The 26,071-nt window shown below is 55.6% G+C and carries 24 protein-coding genes and 1 tRNA gene; 18 read left to right on the plus strand and 7 right to left on the minus strand.

From position 1 onward, the window contains the following. Positions 1 to 79: 79 nt before the first annotated feature. The 7 genes from HUV30_RS13770 (at position 80) to xsc (ending at position 9,166) form a co-directional block, all read left to right on the plus strand. A tRNA-Sec gene (locus HUV30_RS13770) sits at positions 80 to 174 on the plus strand. Positions 175 to 692: 518 nt separating this feature from the next. After that, positions 693 to 2,036 (plus strand): sensor histidine kinase, encoded by a 1,344-nt coding sequence (locus tag HUV30_RS13775; RefSeq protein WP_174405996.1) that lies wholly within the window; start codon positions 693 to 695, stop codon positions 2,034 to 2,036. Next, on the plus strand, positions 2,029 to 2,955 hold the full coding sequence (locus HUV30_RS13780) for a response regulator (RefSeq protein ID WP_174405997.1): 927 nt from the start codon (positions 2,029 to 2,031) through the stop codon (positions 2,953 to 2,955). Before HUV30_RS13775 ends, HUV30_RS13780 begins: the two co-directional genes overlap by 8 nt. A gap of 820 nt (positions 2,956 to 3,775) precedes the next feature. Next, entirely contained in the window at positions 3,776 to 4,795 is a 1,020-nt protein-coding gene (locus HUV30_RS13785) for a TRAP transporter substrate-binding protein (RefSeq protein ID WP_174405998.1), read from the plus strand. Positions 4,796 to 4,922: 127 nt separating this feature from the next. After that, a complete protein-coding gene (locus HUV30_RS13790) occupies positions 4,923 to 6,842 on the plus strand; it encodes a TRAP transporter large permease (RefSeq protein WP_174405999.1) in 1,920 nt (639 codons plus the stop codon). Positions 6,843 to 6,865: 23 nt separating this feature from the next. Continuing rightward, positions 6,866 to 7,279, plus strand: a complete 414-nt coding sequence (locus HUV30_RS13795) for a GlcG/HbpS family heme-binding protein (protein ID WP_174406000.1) — start codon at positions 6,866 to 6,868, stop codon at positions 7,277 to 7,279. Between the two features lie 120 nt (positions 7,280 to 7,399). Next, the gene (xsc, locus tag HUV30_RS13800) at positions 7,400 to 9,166 is read left to right on the plus strand and encodes a sulfoacetaldehyde acetyltransferase (RefSeq protein ID WP_174406001.1); all 1,767 of its coding nucleotides are present in this window, start codon (positions 7,400 to 7,402) and stop codon (positions 9,164 to 9,166) included. A gap of 266 nt (positions 9,167 to 9,432) precedes the next feature. Here xsc and HUV30_RS13805 read toward each other — a convergent pair whose 3' ends face one another. Beyond that, positions 9,433 to 9,825, minus strand: coding sequence for a DUF1499 domain-containing protein (locus HUV30_RS13805; RefSeq protein WP_174406002.1), 393 nt, complete (start codon positions 9,823 to 9,825; stop codon positions 9,433 to 9,435). A 287-nt stretch (positions 9,826 to 10,112) separates the two neighbouring features. Between HUV30_RS13805 and HUV30_RS13810 the strand changes: the two genes are divergently transcribed. Continuing rightward, on the plus strand, positions 10,113 to 10,811 hold the full coding sequence (locus tag HUV30_RS13810; protein ID WP_174406003.1) for a hypothetical protein: 699 nt from the start codon (positions 10,113 to 10,115) through the stop codon (positions 10,809 to 10,811). Positions 10,812 to 11,181: 370 nt separating this feature from the next. On the opposite strand, the gene rbp is transcribed toward HUV30_RS13810, so the two are convergent. Then, positions 11,182 to 11,454 (minus strand): RNA-binding regulator, encoded by a 273-nt coding sequence (rbp, locus tag HUV30_RS13815; RefSeq protein ID WP_174406004.1) that lies wholly within the window; start codon positions 11,452 to 11,454, stop codon positions 11,182 to 11,184. A 476-nt stretch (positions 11,455 to 11,930) separates the two neighbouring features. Between rbp and HUV30_RS13820 the strand changes: the two genes are divergently transcribed. After that, positions 11,931 to 12,584, plus strand: coding sequence for a sulfotransferase family 2 domain-containing protein (locus HUV30_RS13820; RefSeq protein WP_174406005.1), 654 nt, complete (start codon positions 11,931 to 11,933; stop codon positions 12,582 to 12,584). Between the two features lie 215 nt (positions 12,585 to 12,799). Then, positions 12,800 to 13,873 carry a branched-chain amino acid aminotransferase gene (locus HUV30_RS13825; RefSeq protein ID WP_174406006.1) on the plus strand — a complete coding sequence of 358 codons (1,074 nt, stop codon included), beginning with the start codon at positions 12,800 to 12,802 and terminating at the stop codon, positions 13,871 to 13,873. Between the two features lie 345 nt (positions 13,874 to 14,218). Here HUV30_RS13825 and HUV30_RS13830 read toward each other — a convergent pair whose 3' ends face one another. After that, a complete protein-coding gene (locus HUV30_RS13830) occupies positions 14,219 to 14,842 on the minus strand; it encodes an HD domain-containing protein (protein ID WP_174406007.1) in 624 nt (207 codons plus the stop codon). 208 nt (positions 14,843 to 15,050) lie between these two features. Here HUV30_RS13830 and HUV30_RS13835 point away from each other — a divergent pair, with 208 nt between their 5' ends. The 3 genes from HUV30_RS13835 to HUV30_RS13845 all read left to right on the plus strand — a co-directional run bounded on the left by HUV30_RS13835 (position 15,051) and on the right by HUV30_RS13845 (position 16,996). Continuing rightward, entirely contained in the window at positions 15,051 to 15,437 is a 387-nt protein-coding gene (locus HUV30_RS13835; protein ID WP_205245223.1) for an ArsR/SmtB family transcription factor, read from the plus strand. Positions 15,438 to 15,794: 357 nt separating this feature from the next. Beyond that, a complete protein-coding gene (locus HUV30_RS13840) occupies positions 15,795 to 16,736 on the plus strand; it encodes a permease (protein ID WP_243452205.1) in 942 nt (313 codons plus the stop codon). 14 nt (positions 16,737 to 16,750) lie between these two features. After that, positions 16,751 to 16,996, plus strand: a complete 246-nt coding sequence (locus HUV30_RS13845; protein ID WP_174406009.1) for a (2Fe-2S)-binding protein — start codon at positions 16,751 to 16,753, stop codon at positions 16,994 to 16,996. Positions 16,997 to 17,247: 251 nt separating this feature from the next. Here HUV30_RS13845 and HUV30_RS13850 read toward each other — a convergent pair whose 3' ends face one another. Both HUV30_RS13850 and HUV30_RS13855 read right to left on the minus strand, forming a co-directional pair. After that, the gene (locus HUV30_RS13850; protein ID WP_174406010.1) at positions 17,248 to 17,856 is read right to left on the minus strand and encodes a DUF2238 domain-containing protein; all 609 of its coding nucleotides are present in this window, start codon (positions 17,854 to 17,856) and stop codon (positions 17,248 to 17,250) included. Positions 17,857 to 18,042: 186 nt separating this feature from the next. Further along, positions 18,043 to 18,936: a flagellin N-terminal helical domain-containing protein gene (locus tag HUV30_RS13855; protein WP_174406011.1), complete on the minus strand. Its 894-nt coding sequence runs from the start codon at positions 18,934 to 18,936 to the stop codon at positions 18,043 to 18,045. A 394-nt stretch (positions 18,937 to 19,330) separates the two neighbouring features. Between HUV30_RS13855 and panB the strand changes: the two genes are divergently transcribed. Further along, positions 19,331 to 20,182: a 3-methyl-2-oxobutanoate hydroxymethyltransferase gene (gene panB, locus HUV30_RS13860; RefSeq protein ID WP_174406012.1), complete on the plus strand. Its 852-nt coding sequence runs from the start codon at positions 19,331 to 19,333 to the stop codon at positions 20,180 to 20,182. A gap of 275 nt (positions 20,183 to 20,457) precedes the next feature. Here the strand turns inward: panB and HUV30_RS13865 are convergent, their stop codons facing one another. Next, the gene (locus HUV30_RS13865; protein ID WP_174406013.1) at positions 20,458 to 21,027 is read right to left on the minus strand and encodes a hypothetical protein; all 570 of its coding nucleotides are present in this window, start codon (positions 21,025 to 21,027) and stop codon (positions 20,458 to 20,460) included. 279 nt (positions 21,028 to 21,306) lie between these two features. On the opposite strand from HUV30_RS13865, the gene panC reads away from it, so the two are divergent. From panC to HUV30_RS13885, 4 genes are all read left to right on the plus strand, one after another. After that, positions 21,307 to 22,164 (plus strand): pantoate--beta-alanine ligase, encoded by an 858-nt coding sequence (panC, locus tag HUV30_RS13870; RefSeq protein WP_174406014.1) that lies wholly within the window; start codon positions 21,307 to 21,309, stop codon positions 22,162 to 22,164. Between the two features lie 105 nt (positions 22,165 to 22,269). Beyond that, positions 22,270 to 22,980, plus strand: a complete 711-nt coding sequence (locus HUV30_RS13875; RefSeq protein ID WP_174406015.1) for a DUF502 domain-containing protein — start codon at positions 22,270 to 22,272, stop codon at positions 22,978 to 22,980. After that, positions 22,980 to 24,149: a methionine adenosyltransferase gene (gene metK / locus HUV30_RS13880; RefSeq protein WP_174406207.1), complete on the plus strand. Its 1,170-nt coding sequence runs from the start codon at positions 22,980 to 22,982 to the stop codon at positions 24,147 to 24,149. Before HUV30_RS13875 ends, metK begins: the two co-directional genes overlap by 1 nt. 81 nt (positions 24,150 to 24,230) lie before the next feature. Further along, a complete protein-coding gene (locus tag HUV30_RS13885) occupies positions 24,231 to 25,049 on the plus strand; it encodes a DUF4344 domain-containing metallopeptidase (RefSeq protein WP_174406016.1) in 819 nt (272 codons plus the stop codon). A 53-nt stretch (positions 25,050 to 25,102) separates the two neighbouring features. Here the strand turns inward: HUV30_RS13885 and HUV30_RS13890 are convergent, their stop codons facing one another. Beyond that, positions 25,103 to 26,056, minus strand: coding sequence for a chemotaxis protein (locus tag HUV30_RS13890; protein WP_174406017.1), 954 nt, complete (start codon positions 26,054 to 26,056; stop codon positions 25,103 to 25,105). Positions 26,057 to 26,071: the final 15 nt, after the last annotated feature.

Consider the following 26,071-nt stretch of genomic DNA (forward strand, 5'->3'; position numbering starts at 1 on the left):
ATCGCGCAAGTTGCTTGCCGGTTATTATAAAACCTGCTAGACATTCCCGACCCTTGAGGATTTCCTCAATACACAGGAAGGAAGCGTTTCGTAACCGGTGTTGCGCCCGGTCTTCAAAACCGGTGGGGTGGCAGAGATGTCCCCGGTAGGTTCGACTCCTATACGCTTCCGCCACTGCACGCAAAGCCCCAGTTCATGGGGCTTTCTTCTTTTTCATACATGAAGGGGAAGCACTGGTTGCCAACAGCAGCCCCCCTTTGCTCAGTCCGCAAATCCAGCAGGCGATATCGCCTGCAATACATTCTGTGAGTAGTTGCTCTCACCTTTCCGACTTGCTATGTATTCCGCGGCGGCGTGGGGCACGGCGTGCATCCGGCATTTTCGAACCGCAGACGGAGCATCGTCGGCCTTGCCCCTAACCTGAAGACGCTGCCATATCTCTATCCAATACGCTAATCGATACATAATAGCACTGTGTCCGGCACACCTCAGCATCTTTTGCAGGAAGAATATATGGGTTGTGGCTCGCAGTGCCTGCACCCTGCACGCAAAAAACAGCAGTTCCGGACGCACCATTCAGGCTGCCGCGGCAGCACGACAGGCTGGACAATGCCCGTCTGCCCGAGGCAATACTGTTAATAAGCACCCCGAACATGCATTTCGGGCAATGATCCATACACAGGAGCACAGCGTTGGCTGACGAAGACATCAAGTCCAAAGACAGGGAAGAGAGTCTCATAGAGATCATACTGGGCTCTTCTCACGAATTTTCTCTGCCCAGCCAGATCTTCAATGCCATCACCTTTTCCGGCATTCTCACTTCGCTCCTGATCTTCTGCGCAGATACCTTTCTCGGGCAGGCAAGGCGTGAAAACAATTTTGCCTTCGGCCTTTCTGTCACGGTTGCCTATTTCTGGCTTTACGGAAAATCACGGGAAACCGGGGACTACAGGGACTATACCATTTATTATGTCCTGCTGGAACTGGCCATTCTGCTGCAGTCATGGTTCATGTATTGCGGCGTGGCCGGAGTGGCTCCCCTTATTGCGCTGCATTTCATAGTCACCGTATCGCTGATTCTCGAAGGGTGGCGCAAATACTCCCTCATGGCCTTCATCATACTGGTCGTCACTGGCCTCTTCTGCACAGAGCTCGCCCTGCCCGACATTGCGCGCCATTATGCCGATCCCAGAAACCACCTCATCAACATCTTCATCTACTTCATCCTCATCGGCTGCGGCATTGTTGTCTGCGTCATGCTCGTCATGCAGAACCACAAAATGCAATATGAAAGGATCAACCAGTTCAACCAGTCCCTTGACCAGTCAAAACAAGACCTCGAAATGGTTATTCTGGAGCAGAAAGAAGATCGCAGGACAATTCAGAAAACTCTTGAAGAAAAAGAGCTGCTGCTCAGAGAAATTCACCACAGGGTCAAAAACAACCTGCAGGTTATCTCCAGCATGCTGCTTTTGCAGCAGAACAAGCTGCAGAATCAGGAAACTCTGGAGGCTTTCAATACCGCAGGCAGCAGGGTGCAATCCATTGCGCTGGTTCACGAGCTGCTCTACCAGTCGGATACCATTGCCCACATCGACTTTCAGACCTATGCGGAAAAGCTGGTGCAATATCTTTCCGACATGTACCGCCGCGACCAGAGGGTGAAAATCGAGATAAAGGCGGACAATGTCGTCCTTTCAGTGGAAGACGCCATCGCGTGCGGCCTTGTCGTAACAGAACTGGTATCGAACAGCCTGAAATACGCTTTTCCAGGCCGCTCGTCCGGCACGGTCGGCATACATCTCAAAGATGTTGACGGCCAACGGTACGAACTGTGGATTTATGATAACGGCGTCGGTTTCAAGGGCGAGGTGGATTGGGACAAATCCGCCACACTGGGACTTCTCTTAGTGCGCGAGCTCGTAGAAGGACAACTTGAAGGCAATATACAATTAGAAAGAAAAGCCGGAGCGTTCTGGAAAATCACCTGGAGCACACCGGAATGCGAAAGCCAGAGAGAACAGGACGATGAGTAATTGCAACATACTGATTGTTGAAGACGAACGACTGGTGGCACTTTCCATACGGGAAATTCTCCAGTCTGAAGGCTATACGGTATGCGGAATTGCCCGCTCCACAAAAAACGCCATGGAGGTGCTTGCCGGATGCTCGCCGGATCTGGCCCTGATGGACATCAAGATCAAGGGCAACCCGGACGGCATTGACCTTGCCATCAAACTCCGAACCGAGTTCGGAATTCCTTCCGTCTTCCTGACCGCCTATTCCGATAATTCCCTGCTTGACCGGGCCAAGTCGGCCGAGCCGCTCGGCTACATACTCAAGCCGTTCAAACAGAGCGACATCCTTTCCGCCGTCAAGATAGCGCTGCACAAATCGGCGGAAGAGAAAAAGCGCGATCAGAAAAGCCGTGAGATGGAAAAGACGGTGGAGGCACACACCGAGAAACTCGGGAAGGAAGTGGCCACCCGTGAAATGGCGGAAAGAGAGCTGCAGCAGAAATCAGACCACCTGCAGGATGCCAACAAGGCCCTGACTAGCCTGCTTGAAGCCAGAGATGCGGAAAAGCGTGCTCTTGAAGAATCCATCCTCGTGAACATCAAGAAGTACGTTGTCCCGTATGTGGAAATGATAAAAAGCCAGACATCCGATACTGGTGTGCTGGAAACGGTCAACTTTCTGGAAGATGCTCTGCAGAAGGCGGTTTCTCCCGCCTCTAAAACCCTGTTTGCCAAGTATCTGGACCTTACCCCGCAGGAGTCGCGCATTGCCGACCTCATACGGCAGGGCAAGAAGACCAAAGACATAGCCGACATTCTGAACCTTGCCCCGAGCTCTATCTCCACCCACCGCTACAGCATCCGGCGTAAGCTCGGACTGCTGAATTCCAGCACCAATCTGGAAACATTTCTCAACGCCGATAATGGCGAATCCTAAAAGTATCCCCCGACAGCCACCTGTTATGAAAGGTGGCTGTCATTTATTCCATCGCCCCTCTTCTTCCCCGATATGTGAAATGCGTAACATGATGTAAGCTTTGCGCAACAACAGCAAACAACACCTTCCCGCCACAGCGCTTTTGTCGCACGTAACTCGCTGATACCATATCGATTGCAATAGTTCAGGCAGCAACGTCCTCATCGCCAAACGATACGCATCCAACCCTGTTCGCCCGCTTATTCTCTCCCCCTGTCTGATTCATCTGCTTGATCACTTTATCCGCTTCCCACGGACCATCCCTGACACGCAAAGGCTGCAGGGATCACCGCCGTATTATCCGTCGGCATCCGACCCCGCTCCGGCTCGTCACCTGATGGGCAGTCATAAACGCCCCCTTCTTCCCTATCCTCCGCCCCCCCACCTCCATAATCTCATCTCTGCAAGTTCATATTGGAACAAGCACCAGCCTTTTCCCGCCTCATTCTCTGTGATTAGACCTACACATAATCTACACAATCGGGGTATTACGGCAGCCCCTTCCCGAAAATCAAAACAGGCATAAAGTAAATAAAAACAGTTTACTAGCGAACAAAGACAGAGGCGATCGCCAACTTTGGAGGTATTAGAATTGCTTAGATTGCCTACACAATTTCTAGCTAAATCTACAATATTTCCATTTGCACCGTTCTCTTCCATATAGATTGCGAGCGTAAGCATACACCCGTTTGTGAAATATCGGACATCGCTGTCCGATAGGGAAAACCAATTGAGAAGCTCTACGGCAAGGCTTCAAGATACGACCAGTAAGGAGGTCAAGATGAACGGAATCATGAAGAGGACGACAACTTGTATCATCGCACTTGCGATGCTGTTCGGTAGCATTGTTACCGCAAACGCCTACGATGGCCCCAAGCTCAAATTCCGTCTTGCACACACCACCCCTCCCGGCAACCACATCACTTTGGCGTACCAGAAGTTCGCTGACCTGGTGAAGGAAAAGTCCGAAGGCAAGATTCAGGTGCAGGTATTCCCGAACGCAGTTCTTGGCAGTGACCGCGTTCTGATCGAAGGCGCACAGCGCGGCTCTCTTGAGATGGCTGTGAGTTCCACCCCCAACATGGCCAACTTTGCTCCCGACTATCAGGTATTCGACCTGCCCTACATCACCAGCCCCAAGTTCCAGCAGAACCTGTACAAGGCTCTGGACAGCGGCGATCTGGGCAAATACTTCGACAAGGTTGCCCACGGCATCGGCCTTGAGAACATCATGTGGGCCGAATACGGCTACCGTAACTTCTGCGCCGTAAGCAAAGAAATCACCAACGCCAAGAGCCTTGAAGGTCTGAAGGTCCGCACCACCGCTTCCCCCGTTGAAGTGGACGTTGCCAAGGCACTGGGCATGAGCCCCACCCCCATCGCCTGGGGCGAAGTATACACCGCCCTGCAGCAGGGAACCATCGACTCCGAAGGCAACACCTTCCCCCACCTCTACGGCGCAAAGCACAACGAGGTTCTGCGCTACGCCATGTACTCTTACCACAACTACGGCATGCAGCTCGGCGTTGCCAACAAGAAGTGGTGGGACAGCCTTGACCCCAAGACCCAGCAGGTCATCCGTGAAGCCGCTGCCGAAGCCGTGCAGTACCAGCGTGATGTGCTCTACCCCGAAAACGAAAAGAGCGCCTACGAAGGCTTTGTGAAGAGCGGCATCAAGGTGCACACCCTGACCGACGCCGAAATGGATGAACTCAAGAAGCTCACCCGTCCTGTTTGGGACAACTACCTGAACAAGCTTGCTCCTGAACTCGTACAGATGGTTCAGGACACCCAGAAATAATTAAGGAATTGCGTATCGTCCGTGCGGGCGACGACACCGCACGGACGATATTCTTCAGTTGTACTGATAGAGAAGAGTGCCACTCTCAGTCGATGCAGCTGAGAACACGTTCCTCAAAGAAGGTAATATGAGTTCACTATCATCCTTTATTAAGCGGAATTATAACAACGTGGAAAAGCCGTTTCTGTTCGCCGGCTTCATGATTATGATTCTCGCGATTACATATCAGACCGCCTTCCGCTATATCGTAAGCAATCTCGTCAACTTTCTGAACGACCCTCAGAACAAGACGCTGCTGAACCTGTTCATCAACATAGATTCTGCCCGCCAGTTCATGAAGAGCATAGCCGGCTGGGCTGTCTGGTCAGAAGAGCTGGCCCGCTACGTCTTCGTCTGGGTGTCCTACCTGGCGGTTCCGCTGGCGGTGCTCAAGCGCACCAGCATCAGGGTTGACCTGGTCTACGAAAAACTTTCGGACAATCTCAAGGCCTGCAACTGGGTTGTGGTTGAGCTGTCCATCATCATCCTGTCCGGCATGCTGGCATACATGGGCTGGGGCATCGTGCAGATGCAGCTCGAATTCCCCCAGATCACCCCCGCCATGCGGATCGGGTACTACATTCCCTATCTCATCCTGCCCGTGGCATTCGGCCTTGCCGTTGTCCGCGGCCTGCAGAGCCTGTCCAAGCAGATCCGCAGCATGCCGCCCCTGCACTTCGTGCTCTCCGCAGTTGCCACTGTGCTGATGTACACCCCCATTCTCATATGGGATGACCTGAACCCCGTGGCCCTGCTGTTCGGCTACTTCATCCTGTTCGTATTCCTCGGCATTCCCATGGCGTTTGCGCTGGGCCTGTCCGCGTTCTCCACGGTGCTCGGCGCAGGCACACTGCCTGTGGACTACCTCTCGCAGATCGCGTTCACGTCTATCGACAACTTCCCGATCATGGCCATTCCGTTCTTCATCGCGGCCGGAGTGTTCATGGGTGCAGGCGGCCTTTCAACCAGACTGCTCGCCGTGGCTGACGAACTTGTCGGTTCACTCCCCGGCGGCGTGGCACTGGCCAGCGTTGTGACCTGCATGTTCTTCGCCTCCATCAGCGGTTCCGGTCCCGCTACCGTGGCCGCCATCGGGGCACTGACCATTCCCGCCATGATCGAGCGCGGTTACAACGTCAACTTCTCCGCTGCGGTTGTGGCCGCGGCAGGGGCCATCGGCGTCATGATTCCGCCCAGCAACCCCTTTGTGGTGTATGCTGTGTCAGGGCAGGTTTCCGTGGGCAAACTCTTTGTCGCAGGCATCATTCCCGGCCTTCTGACCGGTCTTGCCCTGATGGTTGTGGTCTACTTCATTTCCAAGAAGAACGGCTGGTGCGGCGAGCAGCGTGAACGCAACATCAAGACGGTGGCACGAAGCATGTGGGAAGCCAAATGGGCTCTGCTTGTTCCCGTCATCGTTCTCGGCGGCATCTACGGCGGTCTCATGACCCCCACCGAAGCCGCAGCCGTTGCCGCCTTCTACGGCATGATGGTCGGTCTCTTCGTCTACAAGGAGCTGAACTGGAAGAGACTGTACGAGAGCACTCTCAGTTCCGCCATGACCTCTTCGGTCATCATCATCCTGATGGCCATGGCAACCCTGTTCGGCAACATCATGACCATTGAGCAGGTGCCTGAGAGAATCACCTCGATCATTCTCTCGATGACTGAAAACAAGATTATCATCCTGCTTCTGATCAACCTGTTCCTGCTGTGGATAGGCACGTTCATGGAAGCACTGGCAGCCATCGTGATCATCACGCCCATTCTCATGCCCCTGATCCTGAAGATAGGCATGGACCCCATTCACTTCGGGGTGGTGATGGTCGTCAACCTTGCAATCGGCTTCTTCACTCCCCCTGTCGGCGTAAACCTGTTCGTTGCCAGCGGCATGAGCGGAACCAAGCTGACGGCGGTGGCCCGTGCAGGCATGCCGCTGCTCATAGCAATGCTGGTTGTCCTCATGCTGGTTACCTACATCCCCTTCCTCTCACTCGCCCTGCTGTAGCAGGCCCGCTGTAAGGAGATGTTGTGAGAATAACGCTTGAACAGGCCATGCAGGCCATCAGCGCAACAGTGGAACGCGCCGCGAACGACGGTGGCAACCACGTGGCCCTGACGGTTGTGGATGCCGCAGGCATAACCATTGCGGCGGCAACCATGGACAAGGCCCCTGCACGGGTTGTCGGCATAGCCAGAGCCAAGGCGTATACCGCCGCCAAGATGACGGTGCCTACTGAAGTGTTTCTGCAAAAGCTCCGGAACGAGAACCTGCAGGCCGAATGGTTCTGCGACAAGGAATTCTCGCCGCTTCCTGGAGGCATTCCCATCCTCATGGACGGTGCATGCATCGGCGCCGTGGGGGTAAGCGGAAGAGCACTTGATGATGATGTGAAACTGGCGATGTTCTTTGCCCGGACACTTGAGGCATCGCTGGCACGATAAAAGACCGGTGCCGTGCGGTGCCGGCTCCTGACAGGCTTATCAGGGCATTGTCCAACTAAAATAACAGTCAGAAAACGTCGGCAGAACCGGCCGGCAAGACGTAACACAAGGAGTACTGTCATGAAGATGACCACTGAAGAAGCATTTGTGAAAGTTCTTCAGATGCACGGAATCGATAACGCCTTCGGCATTATCGGCTCTGCGATGATGCCCATATCCGACCTGTTCCCCAAGGCAGGCATTACCTTCTGGGACTGCGCACACGAAACCAACGCAGGCATGATGGCCGACGGCTTCACCCGTGCATCGGGCAAGATGTCCATGATGATCGCCCAGAACGGCCCCGGCATCACCAACTTCGTAACTCCGGTCAAGACCGCTTACTGGAACCACACCCCGCTGCTGCTGGTAACCCCGCAGGCTGCCAACAAGACCATGGGTCAGGGCGGCTTCCAGGAAGTTCCCCAGATGTCCGTGTTCGAAGACATGGTAGCGTATCAGGAAGAAGTTCTGCACCCCACGCGCATCGCCGAAGTGCTGAACCGTGTAATCCTCAAGGCCAAGCGTGCTTCCGCACCTGCGCAGATCAACATTCCCCGCGACTTCTGGACGCAGGTGATCGACATTGAACTGCCCGCAATCGTGGACTTCGAACTGCCCGGCGGCGGTGAAGATGCCATTGCACGTGCAGCCGAGCTGCTCTCCAATGCCAAGCACCCCGTTATCCTCAACGGCGGCGGCGTTGTCATCGGCGGCGCAATCGAAGATGCCAAGGCTCTGGCCGAGCGTCTTGATGCTCCCGTATGCTGCGGCTACCAGCACAACGATGCCTTCCCCGGCAGCCACCCCCTGTACGCCGGTCCTCTGGGCTACAACGGCTCCAAGGCAGGCATGGAACTCATCGCCAAGGCTGACGTGGTGCTCGCACTGGGCACCCGCCTGAACCCCTTCTCCACCCTGCCCGGCTACGGCATTGACTACTGGCCTGCCAACGCCGCCATCATTCAGGTTGACATCAACCCCGACCGCATCGGCCTGACCAAGACCGTCAGCGTCGGTATCGTCGGCGATGCCAAGAAGGTTGCCCGGAGCATTCTCGCCAAGCTGGCACCCACTGCCGGTGATGCCGGTCGCGAAGAGCGCAAGGCACTCATTGCTCAGACCAAGGCTGCATGGGACAAGGAACTGGCTTCCATGGACCACGAGCAGGACGATCCCGGCACCAGCTGGAACGAGCGCGCCCGCACCCGTGAGCCCGAAAAGCTCACCGCCCGCATGGCATGGCGCGTAATCAAGGAAGTGATGCCCGAAGGTTCCATCATCTCCACCGATATCGGTAACAACTGCGCCATAGGCAACGCGTACCCGACCTTCGAAGAAGGCCGCAAGTACCTTGCTCCCGGCATGTTCGGTCCCTGCGGTTACGGCTTCCCCGCCATTCTGGGTGCCAAGATCGCCAAGCCTGAAGCTCCCGTAATCGGCTTTGCCGGTGACGGTGCGTTCGGCATCTCCATGAACGAAATGGCTGCCTGCGGCCGTAAGGACTGGCCCGCCATCACCATGGTCATCTTCCGCAACTACCAGTGGGGCGCTGAAAAGCGTAACACCACCCTGTGGTACGATGACAACTTCGTGGGTACCGAACTGAACACCAACGTATCCTACGCCAACGTAGCCAAGGCGTGCGGTGTAGACGGTTGTCAGGCTTCCACCGCCGAAGAACTGCGCGAAAAGCTCGCTGCAGCCGTGAAGGCACAGATGGAAGAAGGCAAGACCACCTTCATCGAAATCCTGAACAATCAGGAACTCGGCGAACCTTTCCGTCGTGACGCCATGAAGAAGCCCGTTCCCGTAGCAGGCATCTGCAAGGACGACATGCGCTCCTAAGAGGGAGACGGAACCCGAACTCCACTAGCTCACCAACCCCTCCTTCCGGTGGCAGCCGTTGCGCCCAACAGCCGCTGCCACCGGAGGAGACGTTTTACACGGGGCCTTAATACCCGATGAGACGCACAACCGCCGCCTAAGTACCTTCAGGCGGCGGTCTCATGTGCACGATCCGGCAACGGGAAATATAGGGCTACTGACACATACCGGTTGCACGGATCTGCCAGATCTCTCGCCCCGCTATCTGCCTGTTCATATGGAACGCATTACACACCACTCATGTAAAGCCGTCTGAACTCCTCATACCGCTTGCGGTTCACACCGAAATCCCAATAACCTGAGCGTGAAGCAGAACGGTAGTGCACCATTCCGGTTTCCTCTTCGATGTACAATTCAACATCATCCTTGAAGTGGAAAAGACGGCTCACGAACACAACGTGCACATACACATCTTCCTGCTTTTCAACACTGTTGTGCCCCATGGTGGCAAAAGTCTTCAAAATCAGCGCCATGGTCTGCTGCCTGTCTCCCTTCATGGGTAACGCAGGCACCTGACGGGAAGCATCTCCGCTCAGGCTAGAAACCGCATTGGGCGAAGAAGGCAACGGCGCAAGCCGCCCTGCGGCACCAGTTTCCACAGTTGCATTTGCCTGCACCATACCCGCCTCCGTTCCGTGTCCGGGCGCATTCTGCGCACTTGTACTTGAACACCCTGCCAGCATAAGAACCATTACAACCATTCCCAACGCTACCCGCTTCATGGCCGTGCTCCCAATCGTTAGTTATTCCGGACCTTACAGGGCACAAGGCCCACATGTAGCCTATTCCGACATTTCTGTTGGTTTTCCCAACAAATTCAGCGTTATTGCTTTCACAACATCCCGAATACATGAAATTTTATTGTAGCATATATTTTGCAGCAAAGCCAACCAAGGGAGGACACACTATGAAAAACACCCATACCCTTCTCATTATCCTTCTGATTACAGTCATTACCGGACTCATGCCCGTTTCTCGCGCGCATGCCCTTTTCATTGAATACACGGAAACGTATACGGACGGATCTTCGCAACCTTTCGGGGAGTATCCGTGGCTTTCAGCCAACTTTGCAGACTACGCCCCCGGCGAAGTTCTGCTTACCCTGAGGGCGGTTAACCTGACCGACGCAGAGTTTGCCACCTCGTGGTTCTTCAACTTCAACCCGCTGAAGAATGTCAACCAGCTGAATATCCAGTATCTTGAAGGCACGGCTGCAGCTTCAGTGACCATTGACCCCGACCTTATCTCAGCGGGGGCAAACGTCACCATGCCCATCAGCATCGACTTTGCCACTTCGGCCGGTTCGTCCAAGGCAAAGAAGGCCGCACTCGACCGGTTTGAAGCAGGCGACTACACAGTCTTCCTGCTCTCCGGACTTGATGATCTTACGGCAAAGGATTTCAACACCATTTACTCGAGTAAAGGCCTTGATTACCTTTCCGTTGTCCACATTCAGGGCATCGGGGAAGGTAGCGCGTGGGTAAAGGATGGAACGCCCGTGCCTGCGCCTGAGCCCCAGACATGGATTCTCATGGGTTCCGGACTGGTCCTTCTGGTCATAGGCAGCCGCCGGATGAGAAAGAATCAGGCAACGGCCGGAGCGTAACGGGCTTGAATAAGCTCTGGATGGTCATAACAGACCAGCGGGCCGGAACAGGCCGGAGCGAATATAGCGGACCGAACGAGCTGGTCGGACAGGTCTAAATGGCCGAACCAGCCAGACTGCCAGTCGAAATCAGTTGAGATCGGTTGAGATCAGTTAAGCCTGACGGGGCAGACAGAACGTGCGAACCTGACTTCAGTCACATGAGCCGAGCTGAAGGGACCACAGTAAGCCGAGCCAATCAGCTGCTGGCCAACTCCCCTGCTTCATCATGGATACAGCAAACACAAACCTGCCCATACCGGCCGTTTTCTGGCAACAAAAAAGCCCCCGCTAACGCGGGGGCTTCGTGATTCGCTTTTCGAACGTTCGCTTAGTAGCGGGGACGGCTCGGACGGCTCTCACGGGGCTGAGCTTCGTTAACCTTGAGGTCACGACCGCCAATACCCTTACCATTCAGTGCCTGAATGGCCTGTGCTGCACCGGCATCGTCCATTTCCACAAAGCCGAAGCCGCGGGAGCGACCGGTTTCGCGGTCAGAGATGACACGGGCGGAAATCACTTCACCGAATTCAGCGAAGAGGTTACGAAGATCCGCATCAGTGGTGGACCAAGCCAGATTGCCGACATAAATGTTCTTAGCCAAGTGAATAACTCCAAAATAAAAAAGGGAAGGGGATGTGCTGCCGTCCTCCAGAGCCTACTCAAGAAAATACAGCACCGCTATTGTTTAGAAATCCACTTATACTCTCCTGACACGGATAGTCAACACTTATTTTCGTTTACATCAGATTTATTTCCGCCCGCAACCTATCATAAATCATGAACAATTTTATTCAACCCAAAAACAGTTCAAAAAAAGATGATACTAACATCCACTCCACATGCCTTTTCCGGCCATTTATCTCCCACTAACAATCCACCACGCCCACACTGTATCGTCATCAAACCATTCGCCACGCAAGCAACCCATAATACACCGGCTATTAACAAAATATTCCACAACTCTCCGGCAGCTCCCTAAATAAACACTAATAATTGAAAAGCGGAGTAACCGCACCCCTGCTTTCCCCGTATTTCCACGTATCGATACGTTTCCAACCACGCTTCAGGAAAACTGGCATGCACATACTCTCTCAACGTCTCAGACGATTCAGAAACATCGTGGCGGCAGAGGTGCTCAACCTCGCCTATACCGGAAAGGCCAATGTCGTCTCTTCCAACGCGCTGTTCATCCATATCCCGCACAACGCCGGAGAGGCGATCTCCAGCGCCTTCGGCCTGTCGTCATCAGATCATTATACAGCACGGGAACTGAACTGGTGGATGGGCAAACGCTGTTACGAGCGCTTCTTTACCTTCTGCTTTGTCCGCAACCCGTATGACCGATTCCTCTCCCTGTACCGCAACGCACGCTCTCCCCGCGAAGAAAGCGAACACAGCGCTGCCGACTATGAACTTCTGCGTAATGCCGACCTTGAAACATGCGCAGAGCTGCTCCTGCTGGGCAAATTGTCCAGGCAGTGGCACCCGCAGACAAGCTGGTTTCTCAATGACACGGGTGAGATCATTGTGGATTACATCGGGCGCTATGAAACGCTGAACGAAGACCTTGCCTTCGTATCGCAGCGCATATGCGGTGAATACCTGCTCATGCCGGACAGACACACCGCCGGAAACGACAAGGCCTACCGCAGAATACTCCCCGACAGCGTGACTGATGCGCTGAGCCGGTACTATATGCAGGATATGGCAATGCTCGGTTACACCTTCTGAGCCGCCGGACACATCAGGCGTCGCATCGGCAACGGACAAAGCGCGAAGCTGCGGAAACGTTGCCTTATTTCCACTCTGTCCCCATTGACAAAAGCGCTCTCTCGCGGAAAGGTAGCCCTCTACAAGACCATTCGGATGCCTCGTGCCTGCTTCACTGAATACGATTCAGGCCGTGCCCGATTACGCAATACTTTCTTGAACCGAAGGGATGGACCATGGAAATTTCTCTGAATCTGCTGCCGGAATCCGAACGTCGGCATTCCGTTCTCAAGGGCATGGACAGCCTGCCCTTTGGCAAGCTTCGCTGCGACCACATGCTTGTCATGGACTACGCCAACAAGGAATGGTCCAATCCGCGCATTGTTCCCTACGGTGACTTCAGCGTTCCCCCCGGAGCCATCGCACTGCACTACGGCCAGGCCATCTTTGAAGGCGCCAAGGCATTCCGCCATGAAGACGGCGAAATCTACACCTTCCGCTTTGAAAAGAATGCCGAACGCCTGAACAGATCTGCCGACATCATGTGCATGCCCCACGTTCCCGTGGACATGCAGGTGCAGGGACTCATGCGGCTTCTGGACATAGAGCGCGAATGGTGCCCCACCATTCCCGAATCTTCGCTCTACATCCGCCCCTTCCTGTTCGCCACCGAAGATGCTCTCGGCGTAAAGCCCAGCGACAAATTCACTTACTGCATCATGCTGTCGCCCAGCGGCCCCTACTACGCAGGCGGCTTCAACAAGACCGTTACCCTGCTGATCACCGAACAGTTCCACCGTGCCACCCCCGGCGGCACCGGCGCCGCCAAGGCGGCGGGCAACTATGCCGCATCGCTGCGCGCACAGCTGTTCGCACAGTCCAAGGGGGCCGCTCAGGTACTGTATCTTGATGCATCCAACACCTATCTTGAAGAAGTGGGCGCCATGAACCACTTCCACGTCATGCGCGACGGCAGCGTGGTCATTCCCGAATTCACGGATACCATTCTGCAGTCCATCACGTCTGAATCGGTTCTGGAACTGCTGCCCAACGCCCGTCAGGAACGTGTGAAGCTCAGCGACTTCGTCGCCATGGTCAAGTCCGGCGAAATCACTGAAGCGGGCGGCTTCGGCACCGCAGCCGTTATCACCCCCGTGGGCAAGTACATCACCGACGAAGGCGACTCCTTCACAGTGGGCGACGGCTCCATCGGTCCCGTTACCCGCAAGCTGTACGAAACCTACACCGGCATCCAGAAGGGCGCCCTGCCCGACACCAAGGGCTGGCTCACGAAGGTTCCGCACTTCTAGACCTCAAGGCCAGACGATTAGAACACGAAAGCCCCGCATTGCTGCGGGGCTTTTCTGCTGACAACGTCATTTCTGGTATTTTTCGGCTCCGCCGGGCAGGAACCTAACGTTCCTGCACCTCGTATATGCGATGAAAATCCGTTTTGGATCTCGATCCCGGCTTACCGGGAATACGGTTTTACTGAAAACGAAGGTTTGGCGTTAACCTAAAGCCCCGCATTGCTGCGGGGCTTTTCTGTTTCATGCGAGGCGTCCGTGCTCTCTATGGCAGGATTGGCAAAGCTGGCCGGACGGGGCTGGCGGATTCGGCCCATTCAGCAGAACATTCAGCAGCGGGCGCACCGGCTATTTCTTGCCGTTCTTGCGCTCCCACCAGCTGCGGTCCGGTCCTATGAACCACCAGTCGGTATGATCCGTCTCCGAAATGGTCTGAGCCAGCGCATTCCCCTGCGGGGTGCGCAGACGCTGCAGGGCAGATTCCATCCACTTTCCCGCATACTTGTTGCCCAGATCAAGCTCCTGCTTCAGGTTCAGGATAAGGTCTATCTGGTCGGCATCATGAGCAAGCTGTGCCTCAACGGAACGGGATTCTTCCAGCTCGTCCCACAGTCCGAGAACCGTATCTTCAAGACCGGTTCCTTCCGTGGCGTGCTCCATGGCGGCGCGGGGCTTGGTGGTATTGTAAATGCGGTTCACGTAGTTGAAGTCGCCGATACGGGCCTCATGAAAATCGTGAAAGAGGCACATCATGGCTGTATGCTCGGCATCAACACCCGCTTCCCTTGCCAGCACCCAGCCTATGACCGCTGTGCGGAAGGAGTGCTCTGCCACATTTTCATTGCCCGTTCCAAGAAACTGGTACCCGCTCCTCGGCGTCTTGCGCAGCATACCCGCCTCGAACAAGAAATCAGCCAGACGTGTGAGCCGGTCTCTGCCCTGCAGGTTCTGTTGCGGATTGCATGCTGTCATTGTCATCTCCTGTATCTGTCGCCCGAGCGGGGCGGAATGAAGCCCTTGGCTTACCCCCTTTTCCCTCCCCTGTATAGTCGCCCTGTTTCTCTGGACGGCTCACCAGCACAGCCGGAATCCTGTTCAACTCCAGTTAAAATATTGCGAAGGGAAGCTTGACAGCAGTACGCCATAGCCATATTGCTATATGGCAATATGGAGATACGACATGACAGAACTGGATATTTTCACCCGAGTGTCCAAGGCCATTTCCGATCCCGGTAGAATCAAGATTCTGAAAATGCTCGAAGTCCGTGAGATGTGCGCCTGCGAGATCGTTGCAGCGTTGAATCTGGCGCAGCCCACGGTTTCCAAGCATCTCAAACAACTCACGGAAGCAGGCCTGATAACCGCCCGAAGGGAAGGTTCATGGATGCACTTCCGACTGGCAGAAGACACGGTCGCGGCAGACAGCGCCGAAAACAGCCCGGCCGCCATACGTGCATCCGTTCTGGGCATTCTGAGGACGCATCTGAATAACGATCCCGCCATACGCGTCCTGCGTCTGCAACTGCCTGAACTGTCACCCGAAAAATTGCAATGCAGCAAGGGGTAAGTCATGGATAAACCGGAATCATTCCCGCAGGGCTGCGGTTGCGGCAAGGGTGCTGCACCACGCCCTGCCGACGGTCATTTTGCACAGGCCGTTTTCGGCCAGCCTGTTCCCCCGGCCCAACCGGCACCATCCGGACAACCGGCGCCATCGGCCCAACCTGCTCCCTCGGGCAAATTCGCGGCCTCGGCATTCGGTGCTCCGCAAACAGATCAGGGATCGACCAGCCCCCTTGCGGGCGGTTGCGCCTGTCAGCGCACCACCGCTCCCACCAGCGTACAGCGTGGAAAGGCTGTGTATCTGCTCACAGGCACAACGCTTCTGCTGCTGTGGTTTGCGCTCTACCAGCAGCTCGCGCCCATGGCACGAGCTGCAACGGACATGATTCCCGGCCTTGAACAAGGCAGCCACTGGTATGAGGCCATTGCCTTTTTCCTGTATGATACGCCCAAGGTGCTCATGCTGCTCATGCTTGTCGTATTCGGCATCGGCATGCTCAGAACATGGGTCACGCCCCAGCGCACCAGAAAACTGCTGGCCGGAGACCGGGAGTCCGCAGGCAATGTGCTTGCCGCCCTGCTCGGCGTTGTCACCCCCTTCTGCTCCTGCTCCGCCGTCCCGCTGTTTCTGGGCTTTGTAGCTGCGGGAGTGCCGCTCGGCGTCACCTTCTCCTTTCTCGTCTCCGCCCCCATGGTCAACGAAATAGCGCTGGTGCTGCTCTACGGCCTTTTCGGCTTCAAGGTTGCCGCCATCTATTTTGCCACGGGTGTCGGCATTGCCATCGTGGCCGGATGGATTCTGGGTCGCATGAAACTCGACAACTGGCTGGAGCCATGGGTGCTTCAGGTACGGAACGATGCGGAAGAAAAAGCCCCCCTCTACCGCGACTGGCGTGACAGAATCGACTTTGGCCTCAACTCCGTAAAGGACATTGTCGGCAAGACGTGGAAGTACATCATTCTGGGTATCGCAGCCGGTGCGGGCATACATGGTTTCGTCCCGCAGGGATTCATGGCGGGCATCATGGGAGCCGAAGCATGGTGGAGCGTTCCCGCCGCTGTTCTGGTCGGCATTCCCCTCTACGCCAACGCCGCTGGCATCATTCCCATAGTCTCTGCCCTGCTGGGCAAGGGTGCCGCCCTCGGCACTGTTCTGGCCTTCATGATGTCAGTGATTGCTCTCAGTTTTCCTGAAATGGTAATCCTCAGAAAGGTGCTTACCAAAAAGCTCATCGCCGTGTTTGCCGCAACGGTCGGCACCGGAATACTGGTGGTAGGTTACCTGTTCAACGCCATACTCTAACTTGGGGAAAACACATGGACACCTGCACGGAAGACATTCTGCAAGCTGAAGATGATGCGACAGTATGTTACTGCAATCAGGTGACCAAGAAGGAAGTGATAGCCCTCATCCGGCAAGGCAATTCCGACCTTGCCGTGCTCAAAAGACTCATGGGGGCCGACGGCAGCCGCTGCCCCGAACTTTCTCCCCGTGGCCGGTGCTGCACACCGGAAATAGTCCGCCTGCTGCGCCATGAAAAAGGCATGCTCCCCATGGCATAACTGACAGAACAAAGAAGGCCCCGCAAACGCGGGGCCTTTCAGACTGCTGACAAAGTCATTTCTGGTATTTTTTGGCTCCGCCGGGCAGGAACCTAACGTTCCTGCACCTCGTATAAGCGATGTAAATCCGTTTTTTGGACTTCAGCTCCGGCTTAACGGGAATACGGTTTTACTGAAAACGAAGGTTTGTCATTAACCTGGAAGGCCCCGCAAACGCGGGGCCTTTTCATGTACGTTGTCATATTGACTTGCTAGCGGCTTCCCCACCGCTTGCCGAATACCCAGAACAGAATCAGCGTGACCACGGCGCCAAGCGTATCGGCCAGCATGTCCTTCTGGGCATCCCAGATATCGCCCTGACTGCCAAGAAATTCAATTCCGGCCTCGCCACCTTCGGCCACGGCGTACCACCATTCGATAATCTCATACCCTGCCGCAATGGACATGATGAAAAAAAGTCCGAAGAAGGTGGTGACAATGGGCCCGGCCAGTTTGCGGCGGATGAACAGTTCTGCCATGGGGTATGCGTAGAATCCTACGGAGAAGTGACCGATGCGGTCAAAGTGATTGCGCTGCGAACCCAGCAGTTCAGAAATCCATCCGAACGGCACGTTGGCAAAGGTGAAATGGCCCCCGATGGTATGCCAGAACAGCCACACAGCCATAAGGCCGTATGCCACGTTGGAAAACCGGAACCACCTGTAGGTGGCAACGAGCAGAAGAAAGACAAAGGCCACGGGAATGACCTCGGCTATCCACACTGCGCGGGAAACCGGATTGATGGCAAGAAGCCCGAAAAACACGGTGAATACCGCGGCAAGAACCAGAGGGAAATTATCTGCTGTAACTTTAAAACGCATAAGTACCTGCCTGCATGGAGTAGTATATATGTGCCACTGTGCATCAGCATGAAGGTAAAGTAAACAACGTCAGCGGTAAGCCATGCCCGCCTGAGGAACACCAAAAGGAGCACCCAAAAAAGAAGGGCCGCCTTGCGGCGGCCCTGAATCACGGAGTCTGAACTCCCACCCCCCATGTGGTGGTCGTTAGCCACCGAGGAGCTGCATGGCCATTCTGGGCAGGCTGTTTGCCTGAGACAGCATGGCTACTGCGGCCTGGGTGAGAATCTGCTGGCGGACGAATTCCGTCATTTCGGACGATACGTCAACGTCGGAGATTCGGGATTCTGCAGCCTGCAGGTTTTCGGACTGAATCTGCAGGTTGGAAATGGTGTTTTCCAGACGGTTCTGCAGAGCACCGAGGTTGGCGCGGATCTTGTCCTTGGAAATAATCGCGTTTTCGATACCTACCAGAGCCTGCTGAGCGGCAGACTGGGTGGAAATGGTGTAACCCTGATTGGTAGCGGAAGCCTGGTTGCCAAGGCCGAGAGCAGACGCGGTAGCGGTACCGATCTTGATGTAGTAGTAGTCTTCCGCGCTGTCATTCTTAGTACCGAAGTGGATCTTCATCTTGCCGGTAGACTGCATAGCAGAACCGCTGTGGGTGTCGCTGGACAGGTTACCGTTGAGCAGATGGATGCCGTTGAAGTCGGTGGCGTTTGCGATACGGGTAATTTCCGAAGCCATTGCCTGATATTCGGAGTCGATGATCAGACGCTGCTCAGAGGTGTACGTACCGGTTGCGGCCTGTTCTGCCAGTTCCTTCATGCGGATGAGCTTTTCGTCGATAACGGAAAGCGCGCCGTCCGCGGTCTGAATCAGCGAAATGGCGTCGTTAGCGTTACGAACGCCCTGGTTCAGTGCGGAGATATCGGAACGCATAAGTTCGCGAATCGCCAGACCGGCTGCGTCATCAGAAGCAGTGCCCACACGCAGACCCGAAGAAAGGCGGCGTACGGAGGTTGAAAGGTTGCCAAATGAAGTGCCCAGGTTACGGGCAGCGTTCTGCGCCATCATGTTGTGATTTATGACCAGAGACATAATATTCCTCCCTGAATATTTGTGTCACCAAGGCGGTAGCCCTTTGCTCGGCCGCATCCATGCAGCCTTGTCCGCCAATGCTTGCAGTACTGATCGACCCAGCTTCACACTTCTTAAGGGTTGTTAAGAAAAAAACTTCATAACCCCAGAGTGCGTTTCAAAAAGGGGGCAACACGACACGAAACAGGCACGCGGACTCACTCGGCAAGACGTATCCATCAAATATCATGTATGAAAAACGATATAAAAACTGAAATATGCGCGACTCGGACACTCCAGTTTTTCCTCGTCATTTCTTGCCCTGCCGCCCTCAATCATATACAAATCCAGCCCTGCACAGCACAATTGTCTTTGGTGAACCGGATTCCCACATGACCAATAAGAAGGAATGACCATGAGCACGCATTCGCAAAACGCCCCCTCCGTTACCTCTCTTACAATCAGGGCTGCCAAGGGGAAGCGCAAACTCACCATGCTCACCGCATATGATTACTCCTCCGCCACGTTGGTGGACGAATGCGGCATTGATATGATTCTTGTGGGTGATTCGCTGGGAATGGTCATGCTGGGGCGCGACGACACCATCAGCGTTACCATGGATGAAATGATCCACCATTGCCGCGCGGTGACACGCGGAGCAAAGCAGGCGCTGGTTATCGCCGACATGCCGTTCATGAGCTATGAACCCGGGGTAGAAACGGCCATGAAGAACGCCGCACGGCTGTTTCAGGAAGGCAACGCCCGTGCCGTGAAGCTTGAAGGCGGCCACGATGTGGTGCCCCAGATAGCCGCTCTGGTGAAAGCGGGCATCCCCGTTGTCGGCCATATCGGGCTCACTCCCCAACGGGTGGCCACCCTCGGCGGATTCAAGGTGCAGGGCAAAACTGCCGATGCAGCCCTCAAGCTCATAGAGGAAGCAAAGGCCCTTGAAGCGGCGGGCGCTTTCTGCATCGTGCTGGAAGCCATTCCAGCAACCATTGCCAAGCGCATCACGGAATCGGTGGGCGTTCCCACCATCGGCATTGGTGCCGGCAAGGACTGCGACGGACAGGTGCTTGTGTTCCACGACCTGCTGGGACTCTTCGACCGGTTCGTTCCCAAGTTCGTGAAGCAGTATGCCAACCTGGGGGAGATCGCCTCCAAAGCTATCGGCGACTACAAGGCTGAAGTGGAATCCGGTGCTTTTCCGGGGCAGGAACATGGCTTTGCCATGCCCAGAAATGAAGAAGACAAGCTGGAAGGCTGATATCATCCGCTGACTGCTGAAACGGCATGGCAAACAGGGTCATGGCCTGCAGGATCATGACCGGCTGCGGCATACCTGTCAGAGCGTACCGGCACCTGCACACACAGCGGAGACAAGGCGGACTGCCTGTATACCGCCTCCATACGGTGTGGCCGGATACCCCTGAAGTCGCCGGACCGGCCAAGTAAGACCAAATAAGACCGGATACGCCCCGATACCCCGGCAGGACCGGACAGGACAAACAGAACAGGCAGGCCAGACGGACAGAATACCGCTCAGGCGGTTTCGAGCAGAAAAACGCAGGCCGGATCGACAACAAGCAGCTGTGAGGCGGAGACATTCTCACGCCGGCAAACAAACCCGTATTTATCTATAAGATGCACCGCTGTTTCCTCCATGCTCGCATCAAACAGGAACAGGGTATCCCCCATGAACCTGTCCACCGTTGTCCAATGGCAGACCACGGGGTCTTCACGCGCAGGCAGAAAACGCTGAAAACGGAACACTGCCGTGCGTCGGCCGCCCCCGCCCATCCAGCCGGACATGCCGGACCAGACAACGGCAGGGGCCACGTTGCCCTTATCAGCCCACGGCCGGTGCGCCCGGATGGGAAACAGCTCCTTGCCGTATTCGGCCACAAGCCATTCCACCAGCCATACATAGTCGGTGCGATTCCACACAAGATCATTCCAGCTGTCGGGCATTTCATCGGGAAGCCTCGAAAGAAGCTCGCCAAGCACCCTCTTGGCCTGCCATGCAGACATGGAATGCAGCTGCTGAAAGGCATTCAGCATGGCATACACTGCGCAAAAGACGTCCAGTTTTCCCTGATAAAATGGGCGCATGGCTCCCTCCTCCCGCAAACCTACTCCAGATCGGGCAGGCAAGGCAATCCATCTGTGCCTTTTCCCCTCTCCCGTGCAGCACAGAGATTCAGACTCGAAAACTGCATTTCTGATGGAAAAAGTCCGGCAATGCGATACCATGTTTATCCCGTAGCAGTCAGGCACACCCGGATGAACCACATTTTTCATGAATAACAGCATGTTGCAATGCGCGCTTTTTTCTGGACAAAGGGCACTAGGCAGGCTATATGCTACACAACCATATGCGGATAACTTGATATGCAGATAATTACAGATCCTTCCGAGTTACAGAGTTGCTGCCTCGCATGGCGCATGCAGGGGTTGAAAACGGCACTGGTACCCACCATGGGCTATTTCCATGCTGGCCACGAAAGCCTCATGGCCCATGCCCGCAGCAATGCGGACAAGGTGGTGGTTACCCTTTTCGTCAACCCTGCGCAGTTCGGTCCCAACGAGGACCTTGCCGCTTACCCGCGCAATCATGAGCGGGATATTGTCATAGCGGAGTCGCATGGCGTTGACGTGCTCTTCCTTCCGGAAGCAGGCTCCATGTATGCCCCCGACCATGCCACATGGGTGGATGTGCCGGAACTGGCCAAGGGTCTGTGCGGCATAACCCGCCCGATACACTTTCGCGGGGTGTGCACCGTGGTCATGAAGCTGTTCATGCTCACCCTGCCCAAGGTGGCCGTCTTCGGCCAGAAGGACTGGCAGCAGGTTGCCATCATCAAGCGTATGGTCAGAGATCTCAATGTTCCCGTCGAGATTGTTCCCTGCCCCATCGTCCGCGAGCATGACGGACTGGCGCTCAGCTCCCGCAACGTCTATCTTGCGGGGCATGAACGCGCGCAGGCGCCCGCCATCCGTGCAGGTCTTCTGCAGGCGAAGGGTATGGTTGCCGATGGATGCAGAAACGTGGACGAACTTGCGCAGGCCATCCGCCACTACTGGGCTGAAAAACTGCCCGACGGTGTGGAGGATTACCTTTCCTTCGTGCACCCGGATACGCTTGCACCCCTTGAACGTATTGATGATGCCGCCCTTTGCGCCGTGGCCGTAAAGCTGGGCAAAGCGCGCCTGATTGACAACATAGTGCTGACGGAACAAAGCGCCTAGCGCTCCCTATTCCGTCCATGAACATACGGTGACCGCTCACCGGCAATTCGTAACGGCAGGACCGGCCGACAGCCACCACGCCGTACGGCCAAGCAGGGAGGTTTCATGTCCCAACCGACACCGGAACCCAAAGGACTTCTGAACGCGATCAAACGGTTCTTCAAAGTCAACCTGATTGCCGGGATTCTGTTCCTTGTTCCGCTCATGGCCACCTTCATGACTCTGCGAGTCATCGTGCGCTGGATGGACAAGTCGCTGCTGCTGCTGCCGCCCGCCTACCGCCCGGAAGCCTTTCTGTCTTTCAAGGTGCCGGGACTGGGAGCCATACTGGTGGTGGTCATCGTGCTGGCGACGGGCATACTGGTCCGCAACCTGCTCGGACGCAGACTGGTGCTCTTGTGGGATGCCATAGTGGACCGCATCCCCTTCGTGAGCAATTTTTACAAGGCCGTGAAGCAACTGGTGGAAACCATTTTTTACGGCCCCGCGCGGGATTTCAAACGGGTGGTGCTCATAGAATACCCGCGCACAGGGCTGTATACGCTGGCTTTCGTAACCGGCGTGGCAGTGGGGGAAATTCAGCAGAAGACAGTGAAGAAAGTGCTGAACGTCTTTGTTGCAACAACCCCGAACCCTACATCGGGCTTTTATCTGATGGTACCGGAAGAGGACATCATTCCCCTTGAAATGAGCGTGGAAGATGCCTTCAAGGTGCTTATGTCCGGCGGCATTCTCAATCCGGATGCAGCCGCAGGCAAAAAGAAATCTCAAGCGACAACAAACGCGGAAACCGCTCAGGAGGACACCCCGCAATGATGATCAACAACAAAGGCAAGTATCACTTTACTTCCGAATCCGTGACCGAAGGCCATCCCGACAAAGTTGCCGACGCCATTTCCGATGCCGTTCTGGATACCCTTCTTGAGCAGGATCCCGATTCCCGCGTTGCCTGCGAAACGCTGGTAACCACCGGCATGGCCGTTATCGCCGGCGAAATCACTACCAAAGGCTACGCCGACCTGCCCCAGGTGGTTCGCGATACCATCCGCGAAATCGGTTACACCAGCTCCGACATGGGATTCGACTGCGATACCTGCGCTGTCATCTCCTCCATCGACAAGCAGTCTCCCGACATTGCTCAGGGCGTTGACCGCACTGCTCCCGAAGAACAGGGCGCAGGCGACCAGGGCATGATGTTCGGTTTTGCATGCAACGAAACCCCCACCCTGATGCCCGCCCCCATTTACTGGGCGCACCAGCTTTCCCAGACGCTGACCCGCGTCCGCAAGGAAGGCGTGCTGAACTTCCTGCGCCCCGACGGCAAGACCGAAGTCTCCTTCGAGTACCAGAACGGCAAACCCTCCCGCATCGACACCGTGGTCGTTTCCGCACAGCACACTCCTGAAGCAACTCAGGAAGAGATTATTGAAGGCATCAAGAAAGAAGTTATCCTCAAGACCCTGCCCGCCGAACTGCTCGACAACGCCACCCGTATTTTCATCAATACCACCGGCCGGTTCGTTATCGGCGGCCCCATGGGCGACTGCGGTCTCACCGGCCGCAAGATCATTCAGGACACCTACGGCGGCATGGGCCACCACGGCGGTGGCGCATTCTCCGGCAAGGACCCGTCCAAGGTTGACCGTTCCGCTGCCTACATGGGCCGCTACATCGCCAAGAACGTTGTTGCAGCCGGTCTTGCTCCCACCTGCGAAGTGCAGATCGCATACGTTATCGGCGTGGCCGAGCCCGTATCCGTGCTTGCCACTTCTTTCGGCACTTCCGAAATTCCGGACGAAGTGCTCACCAAGGCAGTGAAGGAAGTATTCGACCTGCGCCCCTACGGCATCACCAAGACTCTGGACCTGAAGCGCCCCATCTACAGGAAGACTTCCTGCTACGGTCACTTCGGTCGCGAGCTGCCCGAATTCGTCTGGGAACAGACCAATGCGGTCGACGATCTGCGCACCGCCGCAAAAATCTAGACAGTAGCCGAAGAATATGGTTTTCAGATGCCGGGGCTATATGCCCCGGCATTTTATCTTCCCCGTCCATGAGGTAGCCTTTTGCGTCCCGTAGCCCGCTCATTTCTCCTGCTGGTTCTTTTACTGGCATTGCATCGCCCCGCTTCCGCAGCGGGTAAGGTTTCACTCGCCTATGAACCGGCCAGCAAGGAAGATGTGGAAATTGCCGAAATGCTCATCGAAAGTCATATCGGTGACGATGTGGCGCGGGTTATCAACGTCCTCAACTGCCTTCCCCGAAACGTCGTCATCCGCTTCGGCACCGAGGAAGGACCGCAGTACGCTCCGGCCATGAAGGGCAGACCGGCGGAGATTCACTTCCCCTACGCCTTTGTTTCCGAACTGCGCCGCATTTTCACACGCAACGGATACACCGACAGCCCGCAGGCACTGGAACGCGCCACACTTGATGCCGTGCAGCACACCCTGTTTCATGAACTCGGTCACGCCATCATCTCCATGCGCGGCATTCCCACCGACGGTGGTGAAGAAGACGCCGTTGATTCGCTGGCAACCATTCTGCTCATCGAATCATTTGAAAATGGCGGAGACATCGCTCTGAGCGCTGCCGACTCCTTCTCCTTCCTTGCACGCGAGGAAGAGATAGATATGAGCGTTCCGCAGGGCGACGTTCCCGACGACAAATTCGGCACCCTGCAGCCCAACATTGCTGCCGCACTGGATGAGCACAGCCTGAACGTGCACCGCTATGAAGCCATCGCCTGCCTCATCTACGGCAGCAACCCCGACCGGTACGATTTCATCGCGCAGGATCTCCAGCTTTCGAAGCAGGACGCCTCCAGCTGCGTGGAAAACTACGACAAGCAATCCGAGTACTGGTTCTCGCTTCTCCAGCGTTAAAAAAGCCCCCGCAGCCGTAACTGCAGGGGCATCTATTCCGTTTTGAGAAATCTCTATTTACCGTGATACTTGCGGATAAGCCCCTTGGCCCGCTCCGTCAGTGTAGGCAGATCGGGCTTGGATACCTGATCGTCAGCGCCCACGGCAATCCCCTTGTGGCGCAGTGTCTCCGTAATGAGAGATGAAAAGAGAATCACCGGCAGGGTCTTCAGCACCGGGTCTTCCTTCACACGCCTGGTGAAGTTGTGGCCGTCCATCTCCGGCATTTCAATATCCGAAACAATCAGGTCCACAAAATCGGTTATGGGCCTCTCCTGCTCCGCAGCCTGCTTTTTCATATCAAGCACTAGGTCCCAGGCCTCGCGGCCGTTGAGCGCCTGCGTGCACTCGAAACCGGCCTTTTCCATGGTGCGGACTATCATGTTGCGGATGGAGCCGGAATCGTCCGCCACCAGTGCCCTGTAGGATACTGCCTCGGCCTGCTGCACTTCCTCTATCCGCCTGTCCATCTGCAGACGCGGGTTAAGGGAAGCAACCACCTTTTCCATGTCCAGAATGAACACGATACGGTCTTCAAAGCGCACGACCCCGGTAACGGAATCGTTGCTGAAGCTGCGCACATGCCCGCTGGGCGCTTCCACCTGACTCCAGCTCAGGCGGTGAATGCGGGTAACCCCCGAGACCAGAAAGGCGGTAATGACACCGCTGAACTCGGAAACGATAACCTTATTGGTATCGGAGGCTTCCATCTTCTTGCCCAGCCATATGGAAAGGTCCACAAGGGGCAGAACACGGCCGCGCAGATTAAACGTTCCCAGAGCGGCAGGATGATGCTTGTTGGGCATTCCCGTCACATCCGGCTTGCGGATTATCTCCAGCACTTTGGCAACGTTCATGCCATAGTAGCCGGTATACTTAATGCCCTGAGCGTCTTCCTCGGCAATGTAAAATTCGATGATCTCGAGCTCGTTGGTACCAGATTCGAGAAGAATATTGCTCTGCGTCATGCTGCGTTCACCCCG

The sequence above is a fragment of the Desulfovibrio subterraneus genome, from assembly GCF_013340285.1.
Classification (GTDB): domain Bacteria; phylum Desulfobacterota; class Desulfovibrionia; order Desulfovibrionales; family Desulfovibrionaceae; genus Halodesulfovibrio; species Halodesulfovibrio subterraneus.